The organism is Burkholderia sp. MSMB1459WGS (genome assembly GCF_001534535.1).
Lineage (GTDB): Bacteria > Pseudomonadota > Gammaproteobacteria > Burkholderiales > Burkholderiaceae > Burkholderia.
In genome coordinates, this window is sequence record NZ_LPMU01000008.1 from 41,591 (window position 1) to 64,995 (window position 23,405).

19 protein-coding genes are annotated in these 23,405 nt (G+C 66.3%); 5 read left to right on the forward strand and 14 right to left on the reverse strand.

Annotated elements, in window-relative coordinates; translation table 11 throughout:
* Positions 1–5 precede the first annotated feature (5 nt).
* Positions 6–644, forward strand: a complete 639-nt coding sequence (locus WT97_RS03725) for a hypothetical protein (protein ID WP_060352864.1) — start codon at positions 6–8, stop codon at positions 642–644.
* Between the two features lie 11 nt (positions 645–655).
* Here the strand turns inward: WT97_RS03725 and WT97_RS03730 are convergent, their stop codons facing one another.
* Positions 656–2,041 carry a helix-turn-helix domain-containing protein gene (locus tag WT97_RS03730; RefSeq protein WP_257128460.1) on the reverse strand — a complete coding sequence of 462 codons (1,386 nt, stop codon included), beginning with the start codon at positions 2,039–2,041 and terminating at the stop codon, positions 656–658.
* Between the two features lie 1,204 nt (positions 2,042–3,245).
* Here WT97_RS03730 and WT97_RS03735 point away from each other — a divergent pair.
* Positions 3,246–4,478 (forward strand): MFS transporter, encoded by a 1,233-nt coding sequence (locus tag WT97_RS03735; RefSeq protein WP_060352866.1) that lies wholly within the window; start codon positions 3,246–3,248, stop codon positions 4,476–4,478.
* A 365-nt stretch (positions 4,479–4,843) separates the two neighbouring features.
* Here the strand turns inward: WT97_RS03735 and WT97_RS03740 are convergent, their stop codons facing one another.
* Genes WT97_RS03740 through WT97_RS03750 form a run of 3 tightly spaced genes read right to left on the reverse strand, consistent with a single transcriptional unit; the run spans position 4,844 to position 7,314 of the window.
* The gene (locus WT97_RS03740) at positions 4,844–5,578 is read right to left on the reverse strand and encodes a polysaccharide deacetylase family protein (protein ID WP_060352867.1); all 735 of its coding nucleotides are present in this window, start codon (positions 5,576–5,578) and stop codon (positions 4,844–4,846) included.
* Positions 5,579–5,602: 24 nt separating this feature from the next.
* Complete coding sequence (locus tag WT97_RS03745) at positions 5,603–6,163, reverse strand: hypothetical protein (RefSeq protein ID WP_059503585.1); 561 nt, start codon at positions 6,161–6,163, stop codon at positions 5,603–5,605.
* Positions 6,160–7,314, reverse strand: a complete 1,155-nt coding sequence (locus tag WT97_RS03750; RefSeq protein WP_060352868.1) for a glycosyltransferase — start codon at positions 7,312–7,314, stop codon at positions 6,160–6,162. Before WT97_RS03750 ends, WT97_RS03745 begins: the two co-directional genes overlap by 4 nt.
* A 577-nt stretch (positions 7,315–7,891) precedes the next feature.
* Here WT97_RS03750 and WT97_RS03755 point away from each other — a divergent pair.
* The 3 genes from WT97_RS03755 (at position 7,892) to WT97_RS03765 (ending at position 12,687) form a co-directional block, all read left to right on the forward strand.
* Positions 7,892–9,199 carry a dicarboxylate/amino acid:cation symporter gene (locus WT97_RS03755; RefSeq protein ID WP_059503589.1) on the forward strand — a complete coding sequence of 436 codons (1,308 nt, stop codon included), beginning with the start codon at positions 7,892–7,894 and terminating at the stop codon, positions 9,197–9,199.
* A gap of 453 nt (positions 9,200–9,652) precedes the next feature.
* Positions 9,653–11,587: an SMP-30/gluconolactonase/LRE family protein gene (locus tag WT97_RS03760; RefSeq protein WP_060352869.1), complete on the forward strand. Its 1,935-nt coding sequence runs from the start codon at positions 9,653–9,655 to the stop codon at positions 11,585–11,587.
* A 269-nt stretch (positions 11,588–11,856) separates the two neighbouring features.
* Positions 11,857–12,687, forward strand: a complete 831-nt coding sequence (locus WT97_RS03765) for a peptidyl-prolyl cis-trans isomerase (protein WP_059793275.1) — start codon at positions 11,857–11,859, stop codon at positions 12,685–12,687.
* A gap of 25 nt (positions 12,688–12,712) precedes the next feature.
* Here the strand turns inward: WT97_RS03765 and WT97_RS03770 are convergent, their stop codons facing one another.
* The 10 genes from WT97_RS03770 to WT97_RS03815 all read right to left on the reverse strand — a co-directional run bounded on the left by WT97_RS03770 (position 12,713) and on the right by WT97_RS03815 (position 23,350).
* On the reverse strand, positions 12,713–13,150 hold the full coding sequence (locus WT97_RS03770; protein WP_059503595.1) for an N-acetyltransferase: 438 nt from the start codon (positions 13,148–13,150) through the stop codon (positions 12,713–12,715).
* A 42-nt stretch (positions 13,151–13,192) separates the two neighbouring features.
* Entirely contained in the window at positions 13,193–14,146 is a 954-nt protein-coding gene (locus tag WT97_RS03775) for a hypothetical protein (protein WP_060352870.1), read from the reverse strand.
* 293 nt (positions 14,147–14,439) lie between these two features.
* Complete coding sequence (locus tag WT97_RS03780; RefSeq protein ID WP_060352871.1) at positions 14,440–15,522, reverse strand: MerR family transcriptional regulator; 1,083 nt, start codon at positions 15,520–15,522, stop codon at positions 14,440–14,442.
* Positions 15,523–15,641: 119 nt separating this feature from the next.
* Complete coding sequence (gene xylB / locus WT97_RS03785) at positions 15,642–17,108, reverse strand: xylulokinase (RefSeq protein ID WP_060352872.1); 1,467 nt, start codon at positions 17,106–17,108, stop codon at positions 15,642–15,644.
* A complete protein-coding gene (locus WT97_RS03790; RefSeq protein WP_034205746.1) occupies positions 17,105–18,040 on the reverse strand; it encodes an AraC family transcriptional regulator in 936 nt (311 codons plus the stop codon). The genes xylB and WT97_RS03790 overlap by 4 nt, the downstream gene beginning before the upstream one ends.
* Positions 18,041–18,069: 29 nt before the next feature.
* Positions 18,070–19,263, reverse strand: coding sequence for an ABC transporter ATP-binding protein (locus WT97_RS03795; protein ID WP_060352873.1), 1,194 nt, complete (start codon positions 19,261–19,263; stop codon positions 18,070–18,072).
* A 3-nt stretch (positions 19,264–19,266) separates the two neighbouring features.
* Positions 19,267–20,301 (reverse strand): NAD(P)-dependent alcohol dehydrogenase, encoded by a 1,035-nt coding sequence (locus tag WT97_RS03800; protein ID WP_059792104.1) that lies wholly within the window; start codon positions 20,299–20,301, stop codon positions 19,267–19,269.
* A gap of 10 nt (positions 20,302–20,311) precedes the next feature.
* A complete protein-coding gene (locus tag WT97_RS03805) occupies positions 20,312–21,130 on the reverse strand; it encodes a carbohydrate ABC transporter permease (protein ID WP_179949743.1) in 819 nt (272 codons plus the stop codon).
* 11 nt (positions 21,131–21,141) lie between these two features.
* Entirely contained in the window at positions 21,142–22,101 is a 960-nt protein-coding gene (locus tag WT97_RS03810; RefSeq protein WP_257128447.1) for a carbohydrate ABC transporter permease, read from the reverse strand.
* Positions 22,085–23,350 carry a sugar ABC transporter substrate-binding protein gene (locus tag WT97_RS03815; protein WP_373558391.1) on the reverse strand — a complete coding sequence of 422 codons (1,266 nt, stop codon included), beginning with the start codon at positions 23,348–23,350 and terminating at the stop codon, positions 22,085–22,087. Before WT97_RS03815 ends, WT97_RS03810 begins: the two co-directional genes overlap by 17 nt.
* Positions 23,351–23,405 lie beyond the last annotated feature (55 nt).

The window sequence follows — 23,405 nt, forward strand, 5'->3', positions numbered from 1 at the left end:
CCGTCATGTTCATCACATTCCGTATACCGGACACGCCGTCGGGTCTTGTCTGGACGCAAGGCGGCGAAGTCGTCTGCAATCCTCCTCCACCGGTCGAGCCGCTCCTGTACGTCATCTCGAGCCGAAACACGGCTTATGTCGGCGTGACCGGCAATGCTGGCGACCGGTTCGGCGGCAGAGTCCAGGCGGCCCGCGAACTCGGGGTCGTCGACTTCTCCAGCATCTCGATCGTTTTCGTCAGCACGTTCATCGACGACAAGCTGACGTCACCCGTCCAGGATGGTTATCCCCCCGGCACGGTGCCATCACCGGGGTTCGGCCTGGATATCGATCTCGAGGCGCTGTTGATACAGACATACGAAGTCACCGGAATTACTGTGCGAAACAAGAACAAGACACTCGCGACGAGGGCGTTCTCCAATCGCCGATCCAATGAGCTGGACTGGGTACTGTATCAACCGCAGCGCAATATCGTGGATGGCGTCGCCGCGCCGGCGGGATTCGGACTGCCGCTCTTCCTCGGTTTCCAGACCGTGATTCGCAATTCTGGCGGCAGCACCGGGGCTGTGATCGGCGGGTACGCGCTCCAGCCAGGCCAGGAAATCGGCTCGAGGCAGATCAAGTATTTCAATGTCAACGTCTAGGCGTTCGCCCCTCACGCCGCTCCCGCGTCGGCATGCCGGAACTCCCGCGGGCTCATCCCGACGATGCGCCGAAAGCTCTTTTCGAAATGGCTGAGGTCGCCGAAGCCGACGCTGAGCGCGACGTCGGTGATGCGCGTGCCGCTGTCGCGTGTCAGCAGTTCCTTCGATTTCTCGATGCGGATGCGTTGCAGAAGGGGCTTGAATGCCGTGTCGAGCGACTGGCGGAACAGGTAGCTCAGATGTGACGGGCTGACGTGAGCGTGCCGCGCCAGCTCCTCCATCGAGATTGGGCTTGCATAGTGCTCGCCGAGATAGGTCAGCGCCCGGCGCAGTGCCTTGTGAAGATGGTGGGCATCGACGCCGTCGCGAGTCAATGCGTAGCGGACCCAATGGGACGGTGCGACGGCGGGCGCCGGCGTGCCGCCTTCCATGCCGGTCATGCGTTGCGGGGCGCGAGCCACGACATCGTTACCCGCTTCGCGCGGCAGGTCCGTGCCAGGCGGCGCGATCCACGGTACGTAGCGCTCGATGTCGGCGTGCTCGATCGCCTTGCCGTCCGTCATCACGGCCAGTCGTGCAACCACGCGTTCGAGCTCGAACAGGTTTTCCGGCCATGCGTACGCGACGCACACGCTGACCAGCGCGTCGATCGCCGGTTGCGTTGCCGCATGCCCGTGATGTTCAAGCGCGGCGATGACGAGTGGCGCGATATCGTCCTGGCGAACGCGCAGCGGTGGCACCATCACCGACAGGAAATCGAGTTCGGCCAGCAGCGACCGTGAAAACCGCCCGGCGGCCACGCCATGCCGCAAATCCGAGGTCGCCGACGCAACCACGCGCACCTCGGTGGCATCGGGTGCAGCGAGCCACTGGCCGAGCCGCGAGTGCATGTATTGCGGCAACTGCCCCTGAAGCCGCGGTGCAAGCTCGTCGATGCCATTGAAGAACAGCGTGCCGCCGGCGGCGAGCCGAAACCACTGATCGGGCTCGCCGGCCGGATCGCCGCAGTTGATCTCGACGAACGGCCCGTCGCGGCGCGGCCCGCAGCAATGCAGGGCCGCCGCGAGCAGGGTCTTCTCGGTGCCGAACTCGCCCGTCAACAGCACCGGCAGCATGCTGTGCGAGGCCTTTTCGACAAACAGCTCGACCTCGTGGAGCCGTTCCGAGCTCCCGATCAGCAGCAGCGCGCGACGCAGCCGCTGCAGCGCCCAGCGCTGCATTTCGTAGCGCATGTAAAGGAACGCGCAGCGGCGGGCGAGTTGCGCGCCCCAGGTCTCGTATGCACGGGCGTCGGCCCTGTTTCCCCACTCGTGGAACTGTAAATCGCCCAGCCGCTCGCGCGCATAGATCAACGGAAAGCACGACCAGCCGGTTTCGGGCGGCGAGTCCAACTCCACGTTGTCCGGTTCGACGGCGGTCCAGATGCAGCGGGTCGCTTCGCCGTCGCGTTCGAGCCGCAGCGCGCCGAACCCGCGCAGCCGGATCGACGCGCGTCGCAGATCGAACCGCGCCAGCAGCGCTCGCATGATCGACTCGATCTGCTCGGGGAGCGTGTTGTACGGCCGATAGATGCTCCGTACGAACGCGTCCACGTCACCAGCCCCCGTCGTTATCTCAAACCTTGCCATGGCACCGCTTCGAGATTGCGTGAGATCACGTCAGCAAGAGCATGCGAAGATTCAGCGGCGCCGGAAGAGGAAATATCGGTTGCTTTCGCGAGTGACGGACCGATCCCGGGCGGGTGCGATCGACGCAGTCCGGTTCGGGATACGGCCGCGCTCAATGCCAGCGCATGCAGCCAACTTGCCGGATAGGTAAATCATGTATCGGCGCTAAAATTACCAGAAATCGGCGATTCGTAATTCAGTTTGTAATTGCAATATTATTTGGACGTCCGTTTTGTGTTCGTCTCCGACCGATTTTCGCCATTTCTTATTGCCTGGCGGCGCGCAGGCATTCACCTTCCCGACGTGAACGCTGCTTCGATCCGAACGGGCGCGTGCAGCATGTCCTGCGCGGATTCCTGGCACGAACGATGCGCGGGCATTGTTGCGGAGCAGTATCGGCAGGGCGCCGAAGGCTATTCCCCCGGGCGGGCCTCATCGGTTCGTTCAGCAAAGGGTGCCGGTTCGCAGATTTACGCTGTCGGCGGGGATTCAAGGAATTTGCCCGGCGTTTACTGCAGGCAGTATCGGACATTGTCAGCAAAAGTCTCCATACATCGGATCTTGCAATAATTGGTAATCCGGAAGTAATAATGTGAATGCACCCGTTGGCGCACCCCGCGAGCGGTCGAAGTGCTTTCGGTGCGCCGCAATCACATTACATTCGCATGCCCGATCCGAACGTACCACTGCGGCGCGCGGATTTCTTCTGCGGGGACAGGGTTTTGGAATATACGTGCCGCGGGTGCGTAAAGGTTTCTGGTGTCTGAGAGGGATGGCGTTGTGGACACAACCATCGACACATTTCCCCACACCGCAGTCGTGAACGACGCTATGCTTTACGCCGAAATGCACATGCCATTCGGCAAGCGCCTTCAGGCCGACACACGTTCCGGGCGCGCTGCTGATCTCCTTTACCTCAGCGAGACGCCTTGTCATGGAATCCGAGCTGGTCCCGGAAAAGCGCGCTTCGACATCGCTGGCGCAGCTCTACGCGTGGCTGTCGTTCAAGACGATCTCCGACATCAGTTCGACGATGATCGGCATCGTGCTGGCGACGTACGCGCTCGAGGTCACGGGATCGGCCGCACTGCTCGGACTGACGATGGCGTCGCGGCTGCTCGGCGCGGTCGCCGGAGGTGCCGCAGTGCCGAGGCTGGGCCGGTTTTCGCGACGCACCGTCATTTTCTCGGCGGAAGCCGGCAGTGCACTGGCGATCGGCGTGCTGGCCGTTTCGTCACGTGCGGCGGATACGGCGCTCATCTACGTCGCGCCGTTCTTCATCGGCCTGTTCCAGGGCATGTACCGCGTTTCGATCATGTCGGAGGTGCCGGACATGGTCGGGCAGGAAGGGCGGCATCGCTTCAACGCGATCCTGAGCGCGACCGACGGCGTGTCGGTGGTCGGCGGCAGCCTGATCGCCTCCGTCGTCACGCAGTACCTGAGCTACAAGAGCGTATTCCTGATCGATTCGATCACGTTTGCGATTTCCGCCGGGTCGTTTCTGATGCTGGTGGGCGGCATGCCGCGCCGGCAACCGCCTGCCGACTCGACATCGTCCGGCCAGGGGATATTGCCGCGGGCGGCGCGCGCGCTGTCGGCGGTCGCGATGCTGGTGATCGGTGCGCGTTTCATCGAAGCGTTCGGCTCCGGTACGCACAACGTCGGCTTTCCGATCCGGTCGCAATTGTTCGATGAGCAGCATCCCGCGTTGCTGTACGGCTGGCTGATGGCGGCTTGGGGCATCGGGCGGCTGATGTCTGCCGCGTCGACGCCGCGCGTGCTCGAACGCCTCGAGCGACGTCGTCGGCCGCTCGAGCCGTATTTCATTGCTCTATTGATCTTGACGTTCGCATGCTTTCTCGGCGTGTTCGAGGTGCGCGCGATATCCGGCATGCTGGCTTTTGCATGGCTGGCCGGCATGTTCGACGCCACAACGGAAACCGTCTACTACTCGCTGCTGCAATCGACACCGTCGGCATCGCGGGATCGCGTGATCGGCGTGTCGTACATCGCGGAACGCACCGGCCTCGGGTTGGGCATGCTGGCTGTCGGATTCGTGTTCTCCCGGCTGGGAACGGATATCACGGCGTTGCTGTTCTACGGCGGCTCGATCGTGCTGGCCGGCGCGGCGTTCGTCGGCGTCCGGAAACGTCTGGCGCATGTGTAAGCGCGATCGTGATGTCGGATCCGCGCCCGCCCGCGAACCATCGCGATTCGAACGCCCGATCGACAGCCGGCCACAGGCCGACCAGATTCGTCGGATGAACGCATTTTTCGTTACGGCCACCACGACCGCCAAGGGCGGGCCGGGGGAGGGTCGCACGTCGTAGATTCATGCGTCGCATGCATCTGAAGATCGATGATGCGCTGGCGTACCTGACGCAGCATGCGCGTGCGCCATCCGCGGCGTCGGTGTTCCGATCGCCGGCTCGATCGTGCGGTGGCGCGTCCATGTGTCGGCGCTGCACGGACGGGTGTCGGCGTGTCGGTGGACGGGCGATGGTTGGGCCCGCACACCGGCAACGGCGCATGCTACCCGAGCGCGCCCACCCGCCCCTTCACACACTTGAACCACAGCCTCACCGCCCCGACCCCGCCCGCCACCGGAATCCGCGGCAACAGAAACGGATCGTCGGCCGCGCCTGCGCATCCGCGCCGGGTCGTCGTCGCATTGTCGTAACCGGCAGCGATGACCTGATCGCGCACGCGTGCGTCGAGATCGCCGTACGGATAACAGAACGATTCGACGCATTGGCCGCTCAGCATTTCGAGTTGCCGCTTCGATTCGGTCAACTGAAACGCCGAGACAGGTGCAGACACATGCGACAGCGCGACGTGATCGAGCGTATGCGAGCCGATTTCGTGGCCGTGATCGCGCCACGCGAGCATGTCCGCGCACGTCATCAGCGGCGAGCGCGCGGTCGGCGCACCCGCGTCCCAGTCGTTCGCGCCGCCGAACCGGCCGGCGACGAAATAGCAGGTCGCGGTGAACCCGAGCGCGTCCAGCACGGGCATCGCATGCGTCAGCACGTTGAGAAAGCCGTCGTCGAACGAAATGCCGAAGACCTTGCCCTGCCGCTCCCCGCGCAGGTACGGCTGCAGTTCGCGCACGCTCAGGCCGCGGTAGCCGAGCCGCTTGAACAGCGTCATCTGGCGGCGGAATGCGTCGGGCGCGACGCTCAGGCTGCGCAGCCGGTCGGTCGGCGGCGGCAGCGGGCGGATCTGGTGATACATCAGGATCGGATAGCGTGGGGTGCGCGCAAGCATCGGGCGGATCGCAGGAAAGCGGGGTTACGCGGCCTTGCGGAAAATCCGCAGGGTCTTGAAGTCGCCGACCTCGGTGAAATCGGCGCGAGCGGCCCACTGCGCGATGATCGGCTCGGCCTTCCGGTAGGCCGACGAGCCCTTGTAGAACAGCAAGTGGCCATTGGGCGCGGTATGACGTGCGAACAGGTCGAGCACCGCTTCGTCGGTCTTCGCGCCGTAGCGGCTGTTCGTTTCGTCGCGGAACTCGCACAGATGAAACAGCGTGACGGCGTCGAACGTCGGCAGCAGGCTCGAATTGCTCGTATAGATGTCGCCGAAATACGCGAGGTAGGTCTTGCTCACCTCGGGTTGCCTCGTGACGAGATCGACATACGACTTGTATTCCTTCGGCGACGCCGTCACGCCGAAGACGGTGTTGTTCAGATGCGGCCGCGCGCATTCGACGCCGACATGGTGGTGTCCGCCGGTACCGAAGTGATAGATGCGGATGCCCTTGAGGCGCACGGATTCCAGCCATTCGACGAAGTGCACGTCGCACGGACATTCCTGCGTGCGCAGGTCCCAGTACTTCTTCCAGATATTCATTGCCATTTCGTCGATCTCAAGGCGGTCAGCCAGCGGGACGGGTTGTGTCGAATCGATTTGTGATAGACGGACAACGTCGCGTCGACGAACGCGTCGAACGAGAATTCGCGCTTGCCTTTCAGCCGCGCGCTGCGCCCCATCGCACGCACGCAGCCGGGTTCCTGCACGATCGCGCGCAGGATCGCTTCGATCGCCGCGGGCTCGCGCGGCGGGACGACCCAGCCGTCCACGCCCGGTTCGACGTTCTCGGGTAGCCCGCCCACGCGCGTCACGATCGCGGGACAGCCGAGCGACATCGCTTCGCGGCACGCATACGACAGGCTCTCGTGGTACGACAGCACGAACGACACGTCGATGATCGAGAACGGCACCCGCACATCGTCGAGCCGTCCGGTGAACGCGGTGCGCGACGCCATGCCGTGCCGCGCGAGTTGCTCGCGCTGCTCGCCGGACGGCTCCGCGCCGACCAGCAGCACGCGAAACCGCTCGCGTTCGGTTTCGGGCAGGCGGCCGAGCGCGGCGATCAGGTCCATCCAGCCTTTTTCGGGCGCGGTGCCGGCGCTGCTGCCCAGCACGATCGCATCCGCGCCGGCCGCGCCGAACAGCGCGATCTTGCGGCGGCGGATCTCGTCGGCCGCGAGTCGTTCGGCGGCCGGCCGGCGTACGCCGTGCTTGACGACCGTGACGTTGCCGTACGGCGAGCGCAGCGCGAGCATGCTCGCGACGTAGTCGCTGACCGCGATCGTATGGTCGGTCGCCAGCCGCGCGCGCAACTGGTTGCCGAAGCTGTCGGCGCGATAGGTGTTGTGCTTGGTCAGCACGACCGCGGGCCGATACCTGCACGCGAGCAGCGCCAGCATCACCTGCCGGTGATCGGCGGACCCGTTCACGTGGATCACGTCGAAGCGCTCCGCGACGATCAATCGATGCAGCCGCAGGATCTCCCGGCACAGCCGGTTCCAGCGCGGCTTGAATTCCATGTCGAAGATGCCCACGTCGGGGCTTTCCTTCAGCAGTCTCGACAGGCGGCTGCCTTGCGGCGACGCCACGGTCACGCGGTGATGGCGGCTCATCGCGACGGCGAGATCGCGAACGTAGGTGTCCTGGCCGCCGCCATAATCGCCGTGGAAGTTGGTGTACAGAATGTTCATCACGATGCGGCTTTTTCTCCGCCCTTCATTTAAAAGGATTACTGATGAAATGAAGGACTCGACCTGATGGAACGGAAGCAATGACGCGGACGCGATGCCGCGTCTCCGGCTCGAGATTGCGTGTCGACGTCAAGACATGGCGGCAACGCGAATCATTTCCAAATATTACATATCGTTTACGTGGCGTAGTGTCGAGGTCTGCGCATCTTTGTGCGAATGTGTCGCGATCGCTGGATCGTGTCGCCTGGTGCGTGACGATCTCTTGCGATCGCGACCGGCACGATGATCCCGACCGGCCCTTCCCCGCAACGTGAAATTCCCGGCATCCGGCCGCGCGGAAAGCTGGCCGGACCGCGACACAAGCCCTTTCGCGGCGACATCACGACGCAAATCAACCGATGTCGCTTTCAGATTTGAAAGCCGGCGCACCATTTGCGTTAGAATGCCCCCCCTGTTCGCCTTGGCGACCGCCCGAAGCGGACAGGTCGCCCGCATGGCGACACGGGTTTCGATTCGCAGCCGGACGCGAATGATTGGCCAGCCGTTGGCAACACATGCTTTGTAATTTGGATCACTAATGAAAAAGAAGCACAACATTACCAAGTACATCGTTGTCGCGATGATTCTTGGTATCGCCGTGGGTTACGCCTGCCATAGCGCGTTTCCCGACCCGAAGATGGCGAAGGAGGTCGCCGGTTACGTGTCGTTGCTGTCCGATGTGTTTCTGCGCCTGATCAAGATGATCATCGCGCCGCTGGTATTCGCGACGCTGACCGTCGGCATCGCGCAGATGGGCGACGGCAGCGCGGTGGGCCGCGTGGGCGTCAAGGCGTTCGGCTGGTTCTTCATCGCGTCGTTCACGTCGCTGCTGCTCGGTCTGCTGACCGCGACGCTTCTGCAGCCGGGCAGCCACCTGAGCCTGCCGCTGCCGCCGTCCGATGCGGCGCTCAACCTGAAGACGGGTGCGTTCACGCTGAAGGATTTCGTGGTGCACCTGGTGCCGAAGTCGATCGCCGAAGCGATGGCGAACAACGAAATCCTGCAGATCGTCGTGTTCTCGATCTTCTTCGGCACCGCGCTGTCCGCGCTCGGCGAAGCGGGCAAGCGCCTGACCGCCGTGATCGACGATCTCGCGCAGGTGATGCTGAAGGTGACGGGTGCGGTGATGGGGTTCGCGCCGGTCGCAGTGTTCGCGGCGCTGGCGTCGACGATCACGACCGAAGGGCTCGGCATCCTGCTCACGTTCGCGAAGTTCATGGCGAGCTTCTATCTGGCGCTCGCGCTGCTGTGGGCCGTGCTGACGCTGGCCGGCGTGACGTTCCTCGGCAAGCGTGCGTTCACGCTGCTGCGGCTGATCCGCGAGCCGTTCCTGCTGTCGTTCGCGACGGCCAGCTCGGAGGCCGCGTATCCGAAGCTGCTGGACGCGCTCGACCGCTTCGGCGTGAACCGCAAGATCTCGAGCTTCGTGCTGCCGATCGGCTATTCGTTCAACCTCGACGGCTCGATGATGTACTGCACGTTCGCGGTGCTGTTCATCGCGCAGGTGTACGGCATTCATCTGCCGCTCGGCACGCAGATCACGATGCTGCTGATGCTGATGGTGACGTCGAAGGGGATGGCGGGCGTGCCGCGCGCGTCGCTGGTCGTGATCGCGGCGACGCTCAACCAGTTCAACCTGCCCGAAGCCGGATTGCTGCTGATCATGGGCGTCGACATGTTCCTCGACATGGGGCGCTCGGCCACCAACGCCGTCGGCAATTCGATCGCGGCGGCGGTGGTCGCGAAGTGGGAAGGGCAGCTTGGCGAGCCGCGCGACGACGCGGATTCGGATGGCGACGCCGGGCTCGAGCAGGCGCAAGTGCGGGAGACGGCGACGTCCGCATGATGTCCTCGCCTGGTAACTGATGTGAGCCGGCCGGGATTCGACATGGATTCCGGCCGGCGCGCGACACGCTCCGCCGGTCATTCCCTCGACCGCATCCGGCGATTTACCCGATTCGCCGAATCAACCCCCGCTCTATCCGCCTTTGCCGTATCGATACGTCGCACCCGACTCGGCGGCGTTATTCCTGCGGGCAAAAACCGGATTTTCCCGATCTCGAATCGTGCCGGTAAGTGAACATTCACTGCATCGGCGACACACGCCTGTTCGGGCGGTCCGCAATTTTTTTCGATTTATATGAAGTTATGCTCGGCGTGGCCGAGTAGCGAATGCGCGCCCCGATGTAATACCGACCGGGCCGGATGATTCAGCGGAAGTATTTACGTGTGACCGGTTTTCAAGCCATCCGGCCCTCCCTTCATGTGCATGACGCCACCATTCAGGAGAGCATCCGCCATGGTCGCCCGAAAACCGATTCAGGCCGCGCTGCTCGCCGCCGCGATTGCCACGATCGCGCCGGCCGGATACGCGGGCAATACCACCGACTGGATCGCCAATACCTACGGCACGCTCGCCGCCCACGTCGGCAACGTCGCACGTTCGATGTGGGTCGCGCCCGAAGGCGTGATCTACACGGCGTCGATGTGGGACGAGGATGAAGGCGGCGTCGCGATCTACCAGAACGGCAAGAGCATCGGCTCGATCGGCGCGCATTCGGAATTCCAGGGCAGCGCGATCACCGGCAACGCGACGTCGCTGTTCGTTGCGCTGCAGCCCGGCAAGACATACGGCAGCGGCGCGGTGGGGCGCTACAACCGCGCGACGAAGTATCGCGACCGCGTGATCCAGATCAGCGCGGCGACCAACCAGCCGCGTATCGATGTCGTCACCGGGCTCGCGACGGCCGGCTCGCTGCTCTATGCGAGCGACTTCTACGGCAATCGCGTGCGCGTGTTCACCACCGATGGCGTGTGGCAGCGGGACATCGGCGTGTCGGCGCCGGGTGCGCTCGCGGTGGACGGCGCAGGCAACGTGTGGGTCGCGCAGAAGAATGCGGGCTCGATCGTCGGCTTCAGCCCGGCCGGCGCGCTGCTGAATACGATCCGGATGCCGGCCGGCTCGCACCCGTCGGCGCTGTATGTCGATGCGGCGGCCGGGCAACTGCTGGTGGGCGACGAAGGCCCCGACCAGAACATCAAGCGTTATTCGATCTCGGGCCGGCCCGCGCTGGCCGGCACGTTCGGCGTACGCGGCGGCTATCTCGACACGACGACGGGCATCAAGGGGCAGGTCGGCCCGCAACGCTTCACGCGCATCGTCGGGATCGGCAAGGACAGCGGCGGCAACCTCTATGTGCTCAACAACCCGTGGGGCGGCAGCTGGGATCTCGGCCGCAACGGCGCGACCGACATTCATGCGTACGGCAGCAGCGGCAACCTGCGCTGGACGCTGCAGTCGCTGAACTTCGAAGGCATCGCCGCGCCGGACCCGGTCACGGACGGCGCGCTGTTCTACGGCAGCACGCACGTATACAGCGGCAGCGCGGGCGGCAAGTTCGTCGCGAACACCGTCGATCCGTTCACGTATCCGTCGGACCCGCGCATCAACATGAGCGATACGCAGCGCGACGAACACTTCGGGTTGCTCACGTCGGTCGGCGCGAACCGGATCCTCGTCGCGGCCGGCCAGAATCCACCGATCTTCTACTTCTATCACTTCGACGCGGCGAACGGTTACGTCGCGATTCCGGACGGCTCGATTCCGGGCCCGGCGTTCAACACGACGCAGCGCGTGACGGGCGGCTTCAGCCTCGACAGCCAGGGCGGCGTATGGGCCGGCCTCGACAAGACCGGCTCGATCACGCATTACCCGCTGACCGGCTTCGACGCGAACGGCAAGCCGTCGTGGGGGCCGGGCGTCGCGACCCGCATTCCGGCCAGCATCCAGCCGCTCACGCGCATCGTCTATCTCGCGGACAGCGACACGATGGTGCTCGCGCAGGGCGCGCTCGGCAGCAACGACTGGACGTCGATCGGCACGCGCATCGAGGTGTATCACGGCTGGCGCGCGGGCAATACGACGAAGCCGGACCCGGTGATCACGCTGCCGCACAGCGGCGCGAAGTCGATCGACGCGGCGGGCAACCATCTGTTCGTCGGCTACTGGTTCAGCAACAGCGGGCCGCTGTGGCCGAACGTCGACGCGTTCAATCTGACCACCGGCAATCTCGATACGACGCTGGTCAACACGAGCCCCGCGACCGTCGACACCAGCAGCGCGATCGATGCGATGTACAGCATCCGGGCATACCGTCGGTCCAACGGCGAGTACGTGGTGATGAAGAACAACGTGAAGGGGAACAGCATCACCGTGTATCGGTGGACGCCGTGACGGGCTGAACGTGCGGCCGCGTCGAGCGGCGGCCGTACACGCGCGAAGTCGCGAACAGATCGACTTTCTCGCGGGATTGTTGCGCAATGCGCATGCAATCGACGGTGCGCGCGATGCGCGCCGCGCCGCGTCGGCCGGCTCAACCTCCCGACGCACCAATGCGGTTCCGTGCACAATGACGGCGGCACCCGCGGATGCTGCGCGGGCGTGTCCGATGAACGGGCGCGGCGGCTGCCTGCCGCGTTTCTTATGCTCGAAGCGACAACCCGATGAAAATGAAAACGACACCGTACCGCCTGTTGACGATCGTCGCGCTGGCCGGCGCACTGGGCGGCCCTGCTCATGCACAGACGGCGGCGACCGTCGCGACCGTCAACGGCACGCCGATCACGCAGACCGACGTCGATACGCTGCTGCGCGCGTCCGGGCAGCCCGATTCGCCGCAGATCCGTCAGGCGATCAAGAACCAGTTGATCACGCGCGTGCTGGTTCAGCAGGCGGCCGAGAAGGCGAACTACGCGGACAAGCCCGAGGTCAAGGCGGCGATGCAGCAGGCGAAGGTGACGGCCGAGGTGCAACTGTACCTGCGCGACAACGTGAAGCCGGAACCGGTGACCGACGAGCAGGTCAAGGCCCGCTACGACGAGCTCGTCGCCGCGCTCGGCAAGAATGAATACAAGCCGCGCGTGATCGTCGTCAAGGATCCGGTCGCGGCGGCGACCGTGCTGAGCGAGCTGAAAGCGGGCAAGTCGTTCGACGGGCTGGCGCGCCAGTACAGCATGGCGCCGAGCCGGGATACCGGCGGCGAGCTGCCGTGGGTGAGCTTCAACACGCCGGCAGCGGAAGGCAGGACGGCTGGGTTGCCGCTGCCGGTCGCGCAGGCGCTCGAGAAACTGACGGTCGGCGCGGTGACGAAGGATTCGATTCCGGTCGATGGCGTGCGGGCGATCGTGAAGCTGGATGCGAAGCGGCCGACGCAGGTGCCAGGTTTCGAAACCGTGAAGCCGACGCTTCGGCAGCAGTTGCAGGCGATCGCGGCCGAGAAGGCGAGTGCGCAGATGATCGGCAATCTGCTGAAGGACGCGAAGATCACGCAATAATGCGACGGCGTCGAAGCACGGGGCGTCACGCGCGCCAGATCATGTTCGCGCTCGTGTCGGTTTCCGATGCGACGCGAAAGCCGAGTCGCTCGTAGAGCCGCCGTGCCGGGTTGCCGTGCAGCACGCTGAGCGATACCGGCACGCGCGCATGCGTGGCGTCGGTCAGCAGCGCGTGCAGGACGGCTTCGCCGATTCCCTGCCGCTGGCGCGCGGGATGGATCTGGATCTGATGGACGTGCCATTCGCCGGCGGCGCGCGTCACCTTCAGCAGGCCGATGGCGTCGGCGCCTTCGCAGACGATCATCGCGTCGTCGAAGTTCGCGCGGATGCGCCGGTCGTGCGCTTCATCGTCGGTCGGCGCGCCGACGCGCTGCAGGTGCTCGGTCATCGTGAGCCGACGGAGCATCAGCAGGAACGGGAGGTCTTCCCGGGAGGCAGTACGCAGATGGATCGCCGGTTTCATGAGTGGTGAGCGGTTGCGTCGCGCGCGAGGCTTCGACGTGGATCACAGGCCCGGCAACGGAATCTGCAGGCCGGCCGGGCGATGTTCGAGGACATCCGTGACCTCATACTCGGTTTTTGCCCCGTCCGAAGTTTGCCACTGCTGCATACGGACATTGCACAGGAGCACGTCCCCCTTGCTGAAACTGATCTGGCTGTTGTTCACGCGCGACAGGAAGCCGGCATCCGTGATCGTCGCGTGAATCGTCGACGTGCCGTCGTACAGTCGCCATGTGTTGTCGTCCTTGAACGCAAGCGACACGATCGAGAACGCCATCTTGCGATGCTCGTCGAGCAGGAGCGCAGCGGTTGGCTCGGGCGCGTGAAACCATGCCATCTCGTCGCGGGTGACCGTCTCGTACACCTCCGTGTCGGTGCCGGCCGCGAACATCTCGATGCCGTCGCGCGCGAGCGGCGCAAGCACTTGCGCGGTTGCATGGCGAACACGGACGTCGCGCAGCAGCGTGAGCACGGGCAGGTCGATTTCGAGGGCGTCGCCGTCGACGTGCAGCACCGCGGTGTGGTCCTGCATTCGCACTCGGGTGATCTCGCGCCCGCGCAGCCATTTGAGGACCGCGAAAAGCCCGCTCCTCGCTCTTGGCGCGGCGATGCCGAGCGCGGTCAGGATCGTGACCGCATTGGCGAGCGCCGTGCCTTCGTTGCCGCTCAGCAGGTCGCGCATGCGGCCGAGCAAGGAGGTCGCGAGCGTGAAGTCGATGCCGAAGCTGCCGGTCTTGAAGCTGCCGCGCACGTTCACCTGCGGCCGGACCTGATCGCCGCACAGCGCGCGCGTCGACGCATCGAGCAAATCGCCGAAGGCGAGCAGCGCGGGCGCGAGTTCGCGCACGTCCATCTCGGACGATTCGAGCGCGGGCCCGTCGTAGGTGACGCGAAATCGGCTCATCGCGTCGCAGGGGCCGATATCGGCCGGGCCGGTACTGTTTCCATTTGCGGTCATGTGGCGTGCTGGCAGGAAAGGTGGACGATATCCGAAACGAACGCTTTCGGATGTCCTTCATGTTGAACGCGAATGACCGTTTGCGCGCGATTTTGGCCATCCGGACAAGACGACTTGTCGACGTGTCCCGACAGCGGCCGGCAAGCAACGAACTCGTCCGATGGTGTCGATCCGGATGCGAATCCATGTCGGGTTACTGCGACCATGAATCGGTTTGAAGCATTGCGCACGTAGAAACTGTTCGGTCGATTCGATATCGCCGAGTTCGATTTCTACCCTTTCGTCGCGCGCCATCACGTTCTCCGACAGGCGGGTCGCGAAGTATTCATTTCCTGCTCCGGACGAAGCATGACGGCGCGCGCTTCCGGCCGCCGCGCAATCCGCTCCCGCACCTCCGGCGCCGCGAGGCACGTGGCCACGGCTTCATACCCCGGCGCGCCCGGGTAAGGCGCCACGCGCGCAGGCGGGCTGTGATTGGCCGGGCACAGCAGGATGGTTTCGTCGGGGCCGACCGCTGACAGATCCAGGATCGCCGTCGAGCGGGTCAGCAGGAACAGCGGCCGCATGCCGGCGGCTGCGCATTCGCGCAGATGCGCGATCAATGCCAGTTGCGTGGCGCGGTCGAGGCCTTGTTCGATCATGTCGACGATCCGCACGCGCGGGCTTTCCGCTTCGAGGCTGACGAGCAGTGCGGTCAGCGCCGCCGACGGCGTCGCGCCGTTGCCGGCGAGCACTGCCGACGTGCGGTCGACGCGCGACTTCAGTTCCGGATCGGCGCGCAATGCGTCGGATGCCGCGGCGCAATCGTCGTCCAGCCGATCGAGGCCGACGAACACGGCGCCGGGCAACGCATCGGCCAGCCGAAGCGCGAGCCGCGTCTTGCCGCTCCCCAGCGAACCGATGATGTAGTTCAACGGCCGGATATCGCGACACTCGAACCGTTCGCCACCCCACGGCCACGGCAGGCTGAACGCGACCCCCGCGTCCGTTTCGCCGAGCAGCCGCGTCAGGTCGCCATCGGCCGGCATTCGGCCGCGCGTGAGGCCGGCGCGCATCGCGCGCACGCCGTCGAGCTTGCTCACGAGCGCCCGAATCCCGTGATCGAGCGCCGCTTCGTGAGCAGCCAGCGCGGCATCGAGATGGCGCGCGTCGCCGTCGAGGACGCTCGCCACTTGCGCGAGCCCGAGGCCGAGCTTGCGCAGCGCCGCGATGTCGGCGGCACGCGCGAGGTCTTCCGGGCCGTACGTGCGGTATCCGGCCGGCGTGCGTGCCGGCGTGACGAGGCCCTGCCGCTCGTACAGCCGCAGCGCCTTGATCGAGACGCCGAGCCGCGCGGCGGCGGCCGATGCGTTCAAACGGGGTGTGTCCGTACCCATCCGTCACCTCCTTGCCGTCGATTCGTTGCGCTCAGCATAAAGGCGATCCCAAGGGCCGGGTCAAGCGCGCCTGACCGATAAAACGCTCCGAACGGCGAAGCGGTACGTCGCCCGAGCGTTCAATCGGCGTCCTTGAACTCGTCCCGCAGCGCGCGATACAACCGCCGATAGCGCGCGAGCCGCCCCGTCAGCAGATCGGCCGACGCGGCATCGGGCACGACCGTCTCCGCGACGGGCGGCGCGACACAGACTTCCTCCAGCGTGTCGCCCGTCGCCGCGAGACGCGCAAGCCGCGCCGCGCCGAGCGCCGCACCGACCGCACCGTCCGCATGGCGCTGCATCGCGAGCCCGGTCGCATTCGCGCACAGCCGCGCCCAGAACGCGCTCTTCGAGCCGCCGCCGATGAACGACACCGCGTCGAGCGCCGTGCCGGCCGCGCGCAGCGCGTCGTAGCCGTCGGCCATCGCGAACGCGACGCCTTCCATCACCGCATACGCGAGATCGTCGGCATCGTGTTCGTTCGACAGCCCGAAGAACACGCCGCGCGCATGCGCGTCGTTGTGCGGCGTGCGTTCGCCGCCGAGATACGGCAGGAACAGCGGCGCGCGAGCCGGATCGGCGCGTTCGGCGCGCGCCGCCAGCGCGCCGGCGGTCGTGCCCTGCGCGCGCGCGAGCCAGTCGAGGCTCGCGGCGGCCGACAGGATCACGCTCATCTGGTGCCAGCGCCCGTCGACGCAGTGACAGAACGCGTGCACGGCGGCGTCCGGATTCGGCGCGAAGCGGTCGTTGCCGGCGAACAGCACGCCCGACGTGCCGAGCGACAGGAAGCCGCTGCCGGCGCCCGTGACGCCCATGCCGATCGCGGACGCCGCGTTGTCGCCGGCGCCGCCGGCGATCGTCACGGGTCCGGCGATGCCCCAATCGCGCCGCAAGGCGTCGCGCAACTGCGCGGCGGCTGCGTTGCCTTCGACGAGGCGCGGCATCTGCTCGCGCGACAGGTCGGTCGCGGCGAGCATCCGGTCGGACCAGTCGCGGCGCGCACAGTCGAGCCACAGCGTGCCCGACGCGTCGGACAGGTCGGACACGAATTCGCCGGACAGGCGCCAGATCAGGTAGTCCTTCGGCAGCAGCACCTTGTGCACCGCGCGAAACACGGCCGGCTCGTATTTCGCGAGCCAGAGCAGCTTCGGCGCGGTGAAGCCGGGCATCGCCATGTTGCCGGTGATCGCGCGCGATTCCGGCACCAGCGCCTCGAGCTCGACGCATTCGGTGCCGGCGCGCGTGTCGTTCCACAGGATCGCGGGGCGCAGCACCTGGTCCGCGCGGTCGATCAGCGTCGCGCCGTGCATCTGGCCGGACAGCGCGATGCCGCGCAGCGCGGCGAAGCCGGCCGGGTGCGCGGCGCGCACCGACGCGATCGCGTCGAGCATCGCGTGCCACCACGCTTGCGGGCTTTGTTCGGACCAGTGCGGATGCGGCCGGCTGATCGACAGCGTGGCCGAGCCGGTCGCGAGGGGGACCGATCGGGAATCGGTGAGGAGAACCTTGACCTCGGACGTGCCGAGATCGATGCCGAGATATGTCACGTATGAAGCGTCCTGTCTGGGGCGCGCGGCGGCGCGCGTCGCGGGGGCGGCGCGTCGTCGCGGCCGTGCGGTTCGTTGAGCCGGTGCAGCGCGCGGAACTTCGACGGCGGCACCTGCTTCATCGCGAGAAACTGACGGTTGAAGTTCGACAGGTTGTTGAAGCCCACCCGGTAGCAGATGTCGGTCACCGTCAGGTCGGAAAACATCAGCAGCTCGCAGGCCTCGTTGATGCGCAGCCGGTTCAGGTAGCGCACGAACGACGAGCCGGTGTGACGCCGGAAAAACCGCGTGAAAGTGCTGACGCTCATGCCGGCGAACGCGGCGACGTCGGTTTCGCGCAGCATGCCGGGCAGGTTCTGCTGCAGGTACGACAGCACCTGGTTGATGGTCGACGACATGTAGTGCTGCGCGTCGCTGCGGTAGCCGGGCCCCGCGAGCACGCGCCGCTCGCGGCACGACGACAGCCGGTCGAACAGCGACATCAGGATCTCGACGCGGCGGCAGCCGTGCGCGTTCGCGAGTTCGAGCATCAGCGGCGCGACCTCGATGCCCACGCGGTCGGGAAACTGCACGCCGCGCGCCGCGTCGTCGATCAGGTCGATCACCGGCTGCAATTCGCTGAACGCGCCGACCATCTTCTCGATCGCATCGCGCGAGAACTGCAGCACGACGTCGCGCGACGGCACGCGTTCGCCGTCGGCGAGCTCGCTGACCCAGTTGTGCGGCAGATTCGGCCCGGTGACGATCAGGTTGCCGGGGCCGAAATCGCCGATGTGGTCGCCGACGAATACCTTGCCGCGCGACGCCTGGATCAGGTGAATCTCGTACTCGGGATGAAAGTGCCACTTCGCGACCGAATGCGGATAGTCGTGGACCCACGCGCGGAACGATTCGTCGCGGTGGGTGGGAACGATCTCGAGATCCGGGTTCATCGTATGCTCCGTCGGGGCATGCCGGCGTGCTACGAACGGGACATCGACCAGCCCGTCGCGGCAGGCGGCGTGGCGCGCGTCGCGGCCGCCGGCGCCGCCGCGTGCGCGATCGGGTTCGCCTCCGGCAGCGCGACGTTGCGCTCGGTGCCGGCGTCGAACAGATGCAGGGCTTCTTCGTCGAAGCGCAACGCTACCACGGCGCCCGGCGCCGGAGCCATCGGGGCCGGCACGAGGGTCGCACACGGCTGGCCGCGCCAGTCCAGCGTGACGAGCGCCTCGGCGCCGAGCAATTCGACGAGTTCGACCGTGCCGGTCAGCGTGAGCGCGCCTGGGGTCGGATCGCCTTCGGCGACGAGCCGCAGGTGGTTCGGGCGAATCGCGGCCTTCACCTGCTGGCCGTCCTGCAGCCGCGCGAAGCGTGAGGACACGAGCGGCCAGCGCGTGCCGTTGCAGTCGAGCAGCACGTTCGTGCCGACGCGGGCGATCGTGCCGTCCGCGAAGTTCATCGCGGGCGTGCCGATGAACCCGGCCGCGAACACGGTGTGCGGCTGGCCGTACAGCTCGGCCGGCGTGCCGATCTGCTCGATGCGGCCGCCGCGCATCAGCACGACGCGGTCGGCGAGCGTCATCGCTTCGAGCTGGTCGTGCGTGACGTACAGCGTGGTCGTCCTCAACTGCCGGTGCAGCCGCTTGATGTCGCTGCGCAACTGCGTGCGCAGCTTCGCGTCGAGATTCGACAACGGCTCGTCGAACAGGAACACGTCGGGCGTCTTGATCATCGCGCGCGCGATCGCCGCGCGCTGCTGCTGGCCGCCCGACATCGCGCGCGGACGGCGCTCGAGCAGCGCGTCGAGGCTCAGGATGCGCGCGACCTCGCGCACGCGGCGGTCGATCTCGTCGGCCGGCACCTTCAGGCGCCGCAGGCCGAACGCGATGTTGTCGTACACCGTCATGTGCGGATACAGCGCGTAGTTCTGGAACACCATCGCGACATTGCGCTCGCGCGGCGGCAGGTCGTTGACGACTGCGTCGCCGATCGCGAGCTCGCCGCCGGTGATCGCCTCGAGGCCCGCGATCATCCGCAACATCGTCGACTTGCCGCAGCCGGACGGGCCGAGCAGCACGATGAATTCGCCGTCGGCGATCTCGAGGTCGAGCGGATGCAGCACGGCGGGGCCACCGTCGTAGTGCTTCGACAAAGCCTTGCAGGTGATCTGGGCCATGGCTCAATCCATTTCGATCTGAATCTTGACGTCGCGCGGGTGCCCGCTCGCCGCTTCCTCGAACGCGCGCACGCCTTCGGAAAACGGGAACGTGCGCGAGATGAACGGCTTCACGTCGATCGCGCCGGACGCGATCAGCGCGAGTGCGCGCGGGAAGATGTTCGCGTAGCGGAACACCGATTCGATGCGGCCTTCCTTCGCCTGCAGCGCGACCACGTCGAGCGGCACCGGCGCGACCGGCATCCCGATCAGCACCGCGCAGCCGCCCGGGCACATCAGATCGACGAGGCCCGCATACGCGTTAGCACTGCCGCTTGCCTCGAACACGACGTCCGCGCCCCAGCCGCCCGATGCGCCGGCCACCGCGTCGGCGAGCGGCTGCGTGCGCACGTCGACGGTCGTGACGGCCGGGTTGCCGGCGAACAACGCGAGCTTGTCCGGCACGACGTCGGCGAGGATCACGCGCGCGGCGCCGCCGGCAAGTGCGGCGAGCGCCGTCATCGCGCCGATCGTGCCGGCGCCGATCACGACCGCGAGGTCGCCCGGCTTCATCGCCGCCTTCTTCGCGGCCTGCAGGCCGATCGACAGCGGCTCGACGATCGCGCCTTCGGCGAACGACACGTTGTCGGGCAGCCGGTACGTGAACGCGGCCGGATGCACGACGAACGGCGTCAGGCAGCCGTGGATCGGCGGCGTCGCCCAGAAGCGCACGTCGGGATCGAGGTTGTACAGCCCGCGCAGCGTGGCGGGCGAATCGAGGCGCGGCACGCCGGGCTCCATGCACACGCGGTCGCCGACGCGCAGGTGCGTGACACCGGCGCCGATCTCGACGACGGTGCCGGACGCTTCGTGACCGAGCACCATCGGTGCATCGACGCGGAACGGGCCGATTCCGCCGTGAACGTAGTAATGCACGTCGCTGCCGCAGACGCCGACCGTATGAACCTTGATCCGGACGTCGCCGGGGCCGACCTCTTGCGGCAGGTCGATGTCGCGCAGCGCGAGCTCGCGCGTGCGTTCGAGTACGAGCGCTTTCAACGTGTTCTCCTCATTTTCCCTTGACGATCGAATTGAGCAGCCGGCTCAGCATGCCGACGAATACGAGCGGCGGCAGCGCGAGCAGCACCGTCGACGCGTTGATCACGCCCCACGGCACTTCCTGGCCGAGCGACGTGAACGCGGACGCGACCACCGGCAGCGTCGCGCTGCGCGACGACGTGAGCGCGAGCGCGATCATCAGTTCGTTCCACACCAGCACGAAGCTGAACACGATCCCGCCGAGCAGCGTGCTCGCGCACACCGGCAGCGCGATATGCCAGAACACCGCGTACGGGCCGTAGCCGTCGAGCGCGGCGGCTTCCTCGATCTCGCGCGGCAGCCGGCGAAATACGGGAATCGACAGCCACGTGATGGTCGACAGCGTGACCAGCAGATACGTGACGATCATCGACAGCTTCGTGTCGTACAGCCCGAGATCGACCCAGATCGCGATCAGCGGCAGCGCGACCGCGACGGGCGGCAAAAAGCGCAGCGACAGCAGGAAGAACTGGATGTCGCGCTTGCCGCGCACCGGGTAGCGCGCGATCGCGTACGCGGCCGGCACGCCGAGCACCGCGCCGATCAGCACGGCCGCGCCGACGATCGCGATGCTGTTGCCGAGCCCGATCAATACTTCGGGGCTCGACAGCACCTGTTCGTAGTTCGCGAGCGTCGGCGTGAAGAAGAAGCGCGGCGTGGGCGTGACGATGTCGAGCAGGTGCTTGAGCGAATTGAGCACGGCCCAGAACAGCGGAAACGCGGCGACGATCAGGATCGCGCCGGCGATGGCGCCGGTGGACACGGTGGCGGCAGAGCCGCGGCGAGCCATTCGGCGAGCCGTCAGTCGTCCCATTTGTTGACCCTCTTCCAGATGAGCGTGAAGACGAGCGTGGTCGCGACCATCATCAGCACGGCCATGCCCGACGCATACGACACCTTGCCGGCGAGGCCGATGCCCTGCTGGTACGCGTAGAGATCGAGCGTTTCGGTTGCGATGCCGGGGCCGCCCTTGGTCATCACGTAGATCAGGTCGAACGAGCGCAGCGATTCGACCATCTTGATGAACACGAGGCTCACGAGCGGCGCCTTCAGCATCGGCAGCGCGATGTACGCATGCACCTGCCACGTCGTCGCGTAGTCGAGCCGCGCGGCTTCGAGCGGCTCGGGCGGCAGCGTCTCCAGCAGCTTCAGGATCACGACCGCGAAGAACAGTCCCCACTGCCATACGTCGACGAGCGCGACCGCATACAGCGCGAGATGCGGATCGGCGAGAAACGCGGTGTGCTCGACGCCGAGCGTGCCGAGCAGCCAGCTCAGGATCCCGGTGAGCGGCGCGTACATGAACTTCCAGATGAACGCGGCCGACACGCGCGGCAGCAGCACCGGCATGATCAGCACCAGCGACGCGAAGCGGCGCCAGCGACCGTGCACGCGCTCGAACAGGAACACCGCGAGCGCGATGCCGACCAGCACCGCGCCGGCGACCGTGACGACTTCCCACAGCACCGACACCTCGATCGCGTTCAGGAAGCGCCGGTCCGACGCGAGCCGGACGAAATTGCGCAGGCCGACGTATTCGCTGTCCGGGTAGCGCAGCACGCGGTTGCGCAACGCGAGGTTGATCGCGGCGATCGTCGGGACGAGGCTCAGGACCGCGAGCAGCGCGAGCGTCGGCGCGAGGAACACCCACGGCAGGCTCGTGCGGTCGCGGCGCGCGCTGGCGCGCCGGGCCGAAGGCTGGGAAGGGGCGGGGCGGACGCCGAGCGCGCGTCCGCCGGCGCCGTCATTTGCGAGCGACATGTTCGAGCGCGTCCTTCGCGTACTGGTCCGCGTCGTCGAGCGTGCCGCGGATGTCCGTCTGCGTGCCGGTGAAGACCTGTTCGAGCGCGATGCCGAGGTTGTCGCCGATATCCGGCCACTGCGGCGTGCGCCAGATCGTCACCTGCGTGACGGGGTTGGTGTCGTTCAGCCCGGCCTGAATCTGCGGCGCGACGTGCTGCTTGAAGTACGGACTGCCGATCGTGCTCGTGCGGTTGTAGTCGCTGAATACGCCGTTGCGCAGCCGTGCCTGCTCCTGGTCCTTGCTGGTCGCCCACGCGATGAAGCGGCCGGCGGCCATGCGCGTGCAGTCGTCCTTCGCGCCGACGGCCGAGATCGCGAAGCCGTGGCCGTACGCGGCCGACGGCAGCGGCGCGGGCGGCCGCGTGTAGCCGACCTTGCCGGCCACGCTCGACTTGCTCGCATCTTCCATCCAGTCCGCGAACGGCGTCGATTCGATCATGAACGCGACCTTGCCGGAGCGGAACGCTTCGAGCGCGTTGCTCCAGTCGTAGGTGGCGGCGCCCGGCGGCGCGTACTTGAACAGGTCGCCGTAGAGCTGCGTGGCCTTCACGGCGGCCGGCGAATTGAACGCGGGCTGGCCGCCTTTGTCGGTCCACGCGCCGCCCATGCCGAGCATGAACGGCGACCAGCGCCACACGTTCATCCCCGAGCCGCGCTGGCCGCGCGCGACCCAGCCGTACAGCTTCGGCGGCGCGTTGAGCTTCTTGATCGCGGCGACGAGCTGGTCGAGCGTCTTCGGCACGGGGATGTGCGCGGCGTCGAGCAGGTCGCGGCGGTAGAACAGGAAGTCGCCGCCGCCGATCAGCGGCGCGAAGTACGCGACGCCGTTGTAGCTCGCGACCGCGCGGCGGCCGGGCAGGAAGTCGTCGTAGTCGTATTCCTTCGGGTAGTACTTGAGGAGCGGCACGATCCAGTTGGCCGACGCGAATTCGGCGACGTTCGCCTCGTCGACGTAGTAGATCTGGTACGAACCCGCGCCGGTCGACGCGTCGAGCCGCGATTTCGCGCGGCGGTCGTTCTCGCCGAAATAGCTGATCTCGACCTTCGTGCCGCTCTTCTTCTCGTAGTCGGCCAGCGATTTCTCCATCACCGACAAGCCGAGGCTCTTCTGCGCGAGCACCCGAAGGGTCGGCACCTTGCAGACCTGCGCGGTCGCGACGCCCGGCAGACAGGCGCCGAGCAGCACGCCGGCTGCGACGATTCGCATCTTGTTCACCCGTGTCTCCTTGATTCTGCTTGTTCGAATGCCGCCGATGACGGCA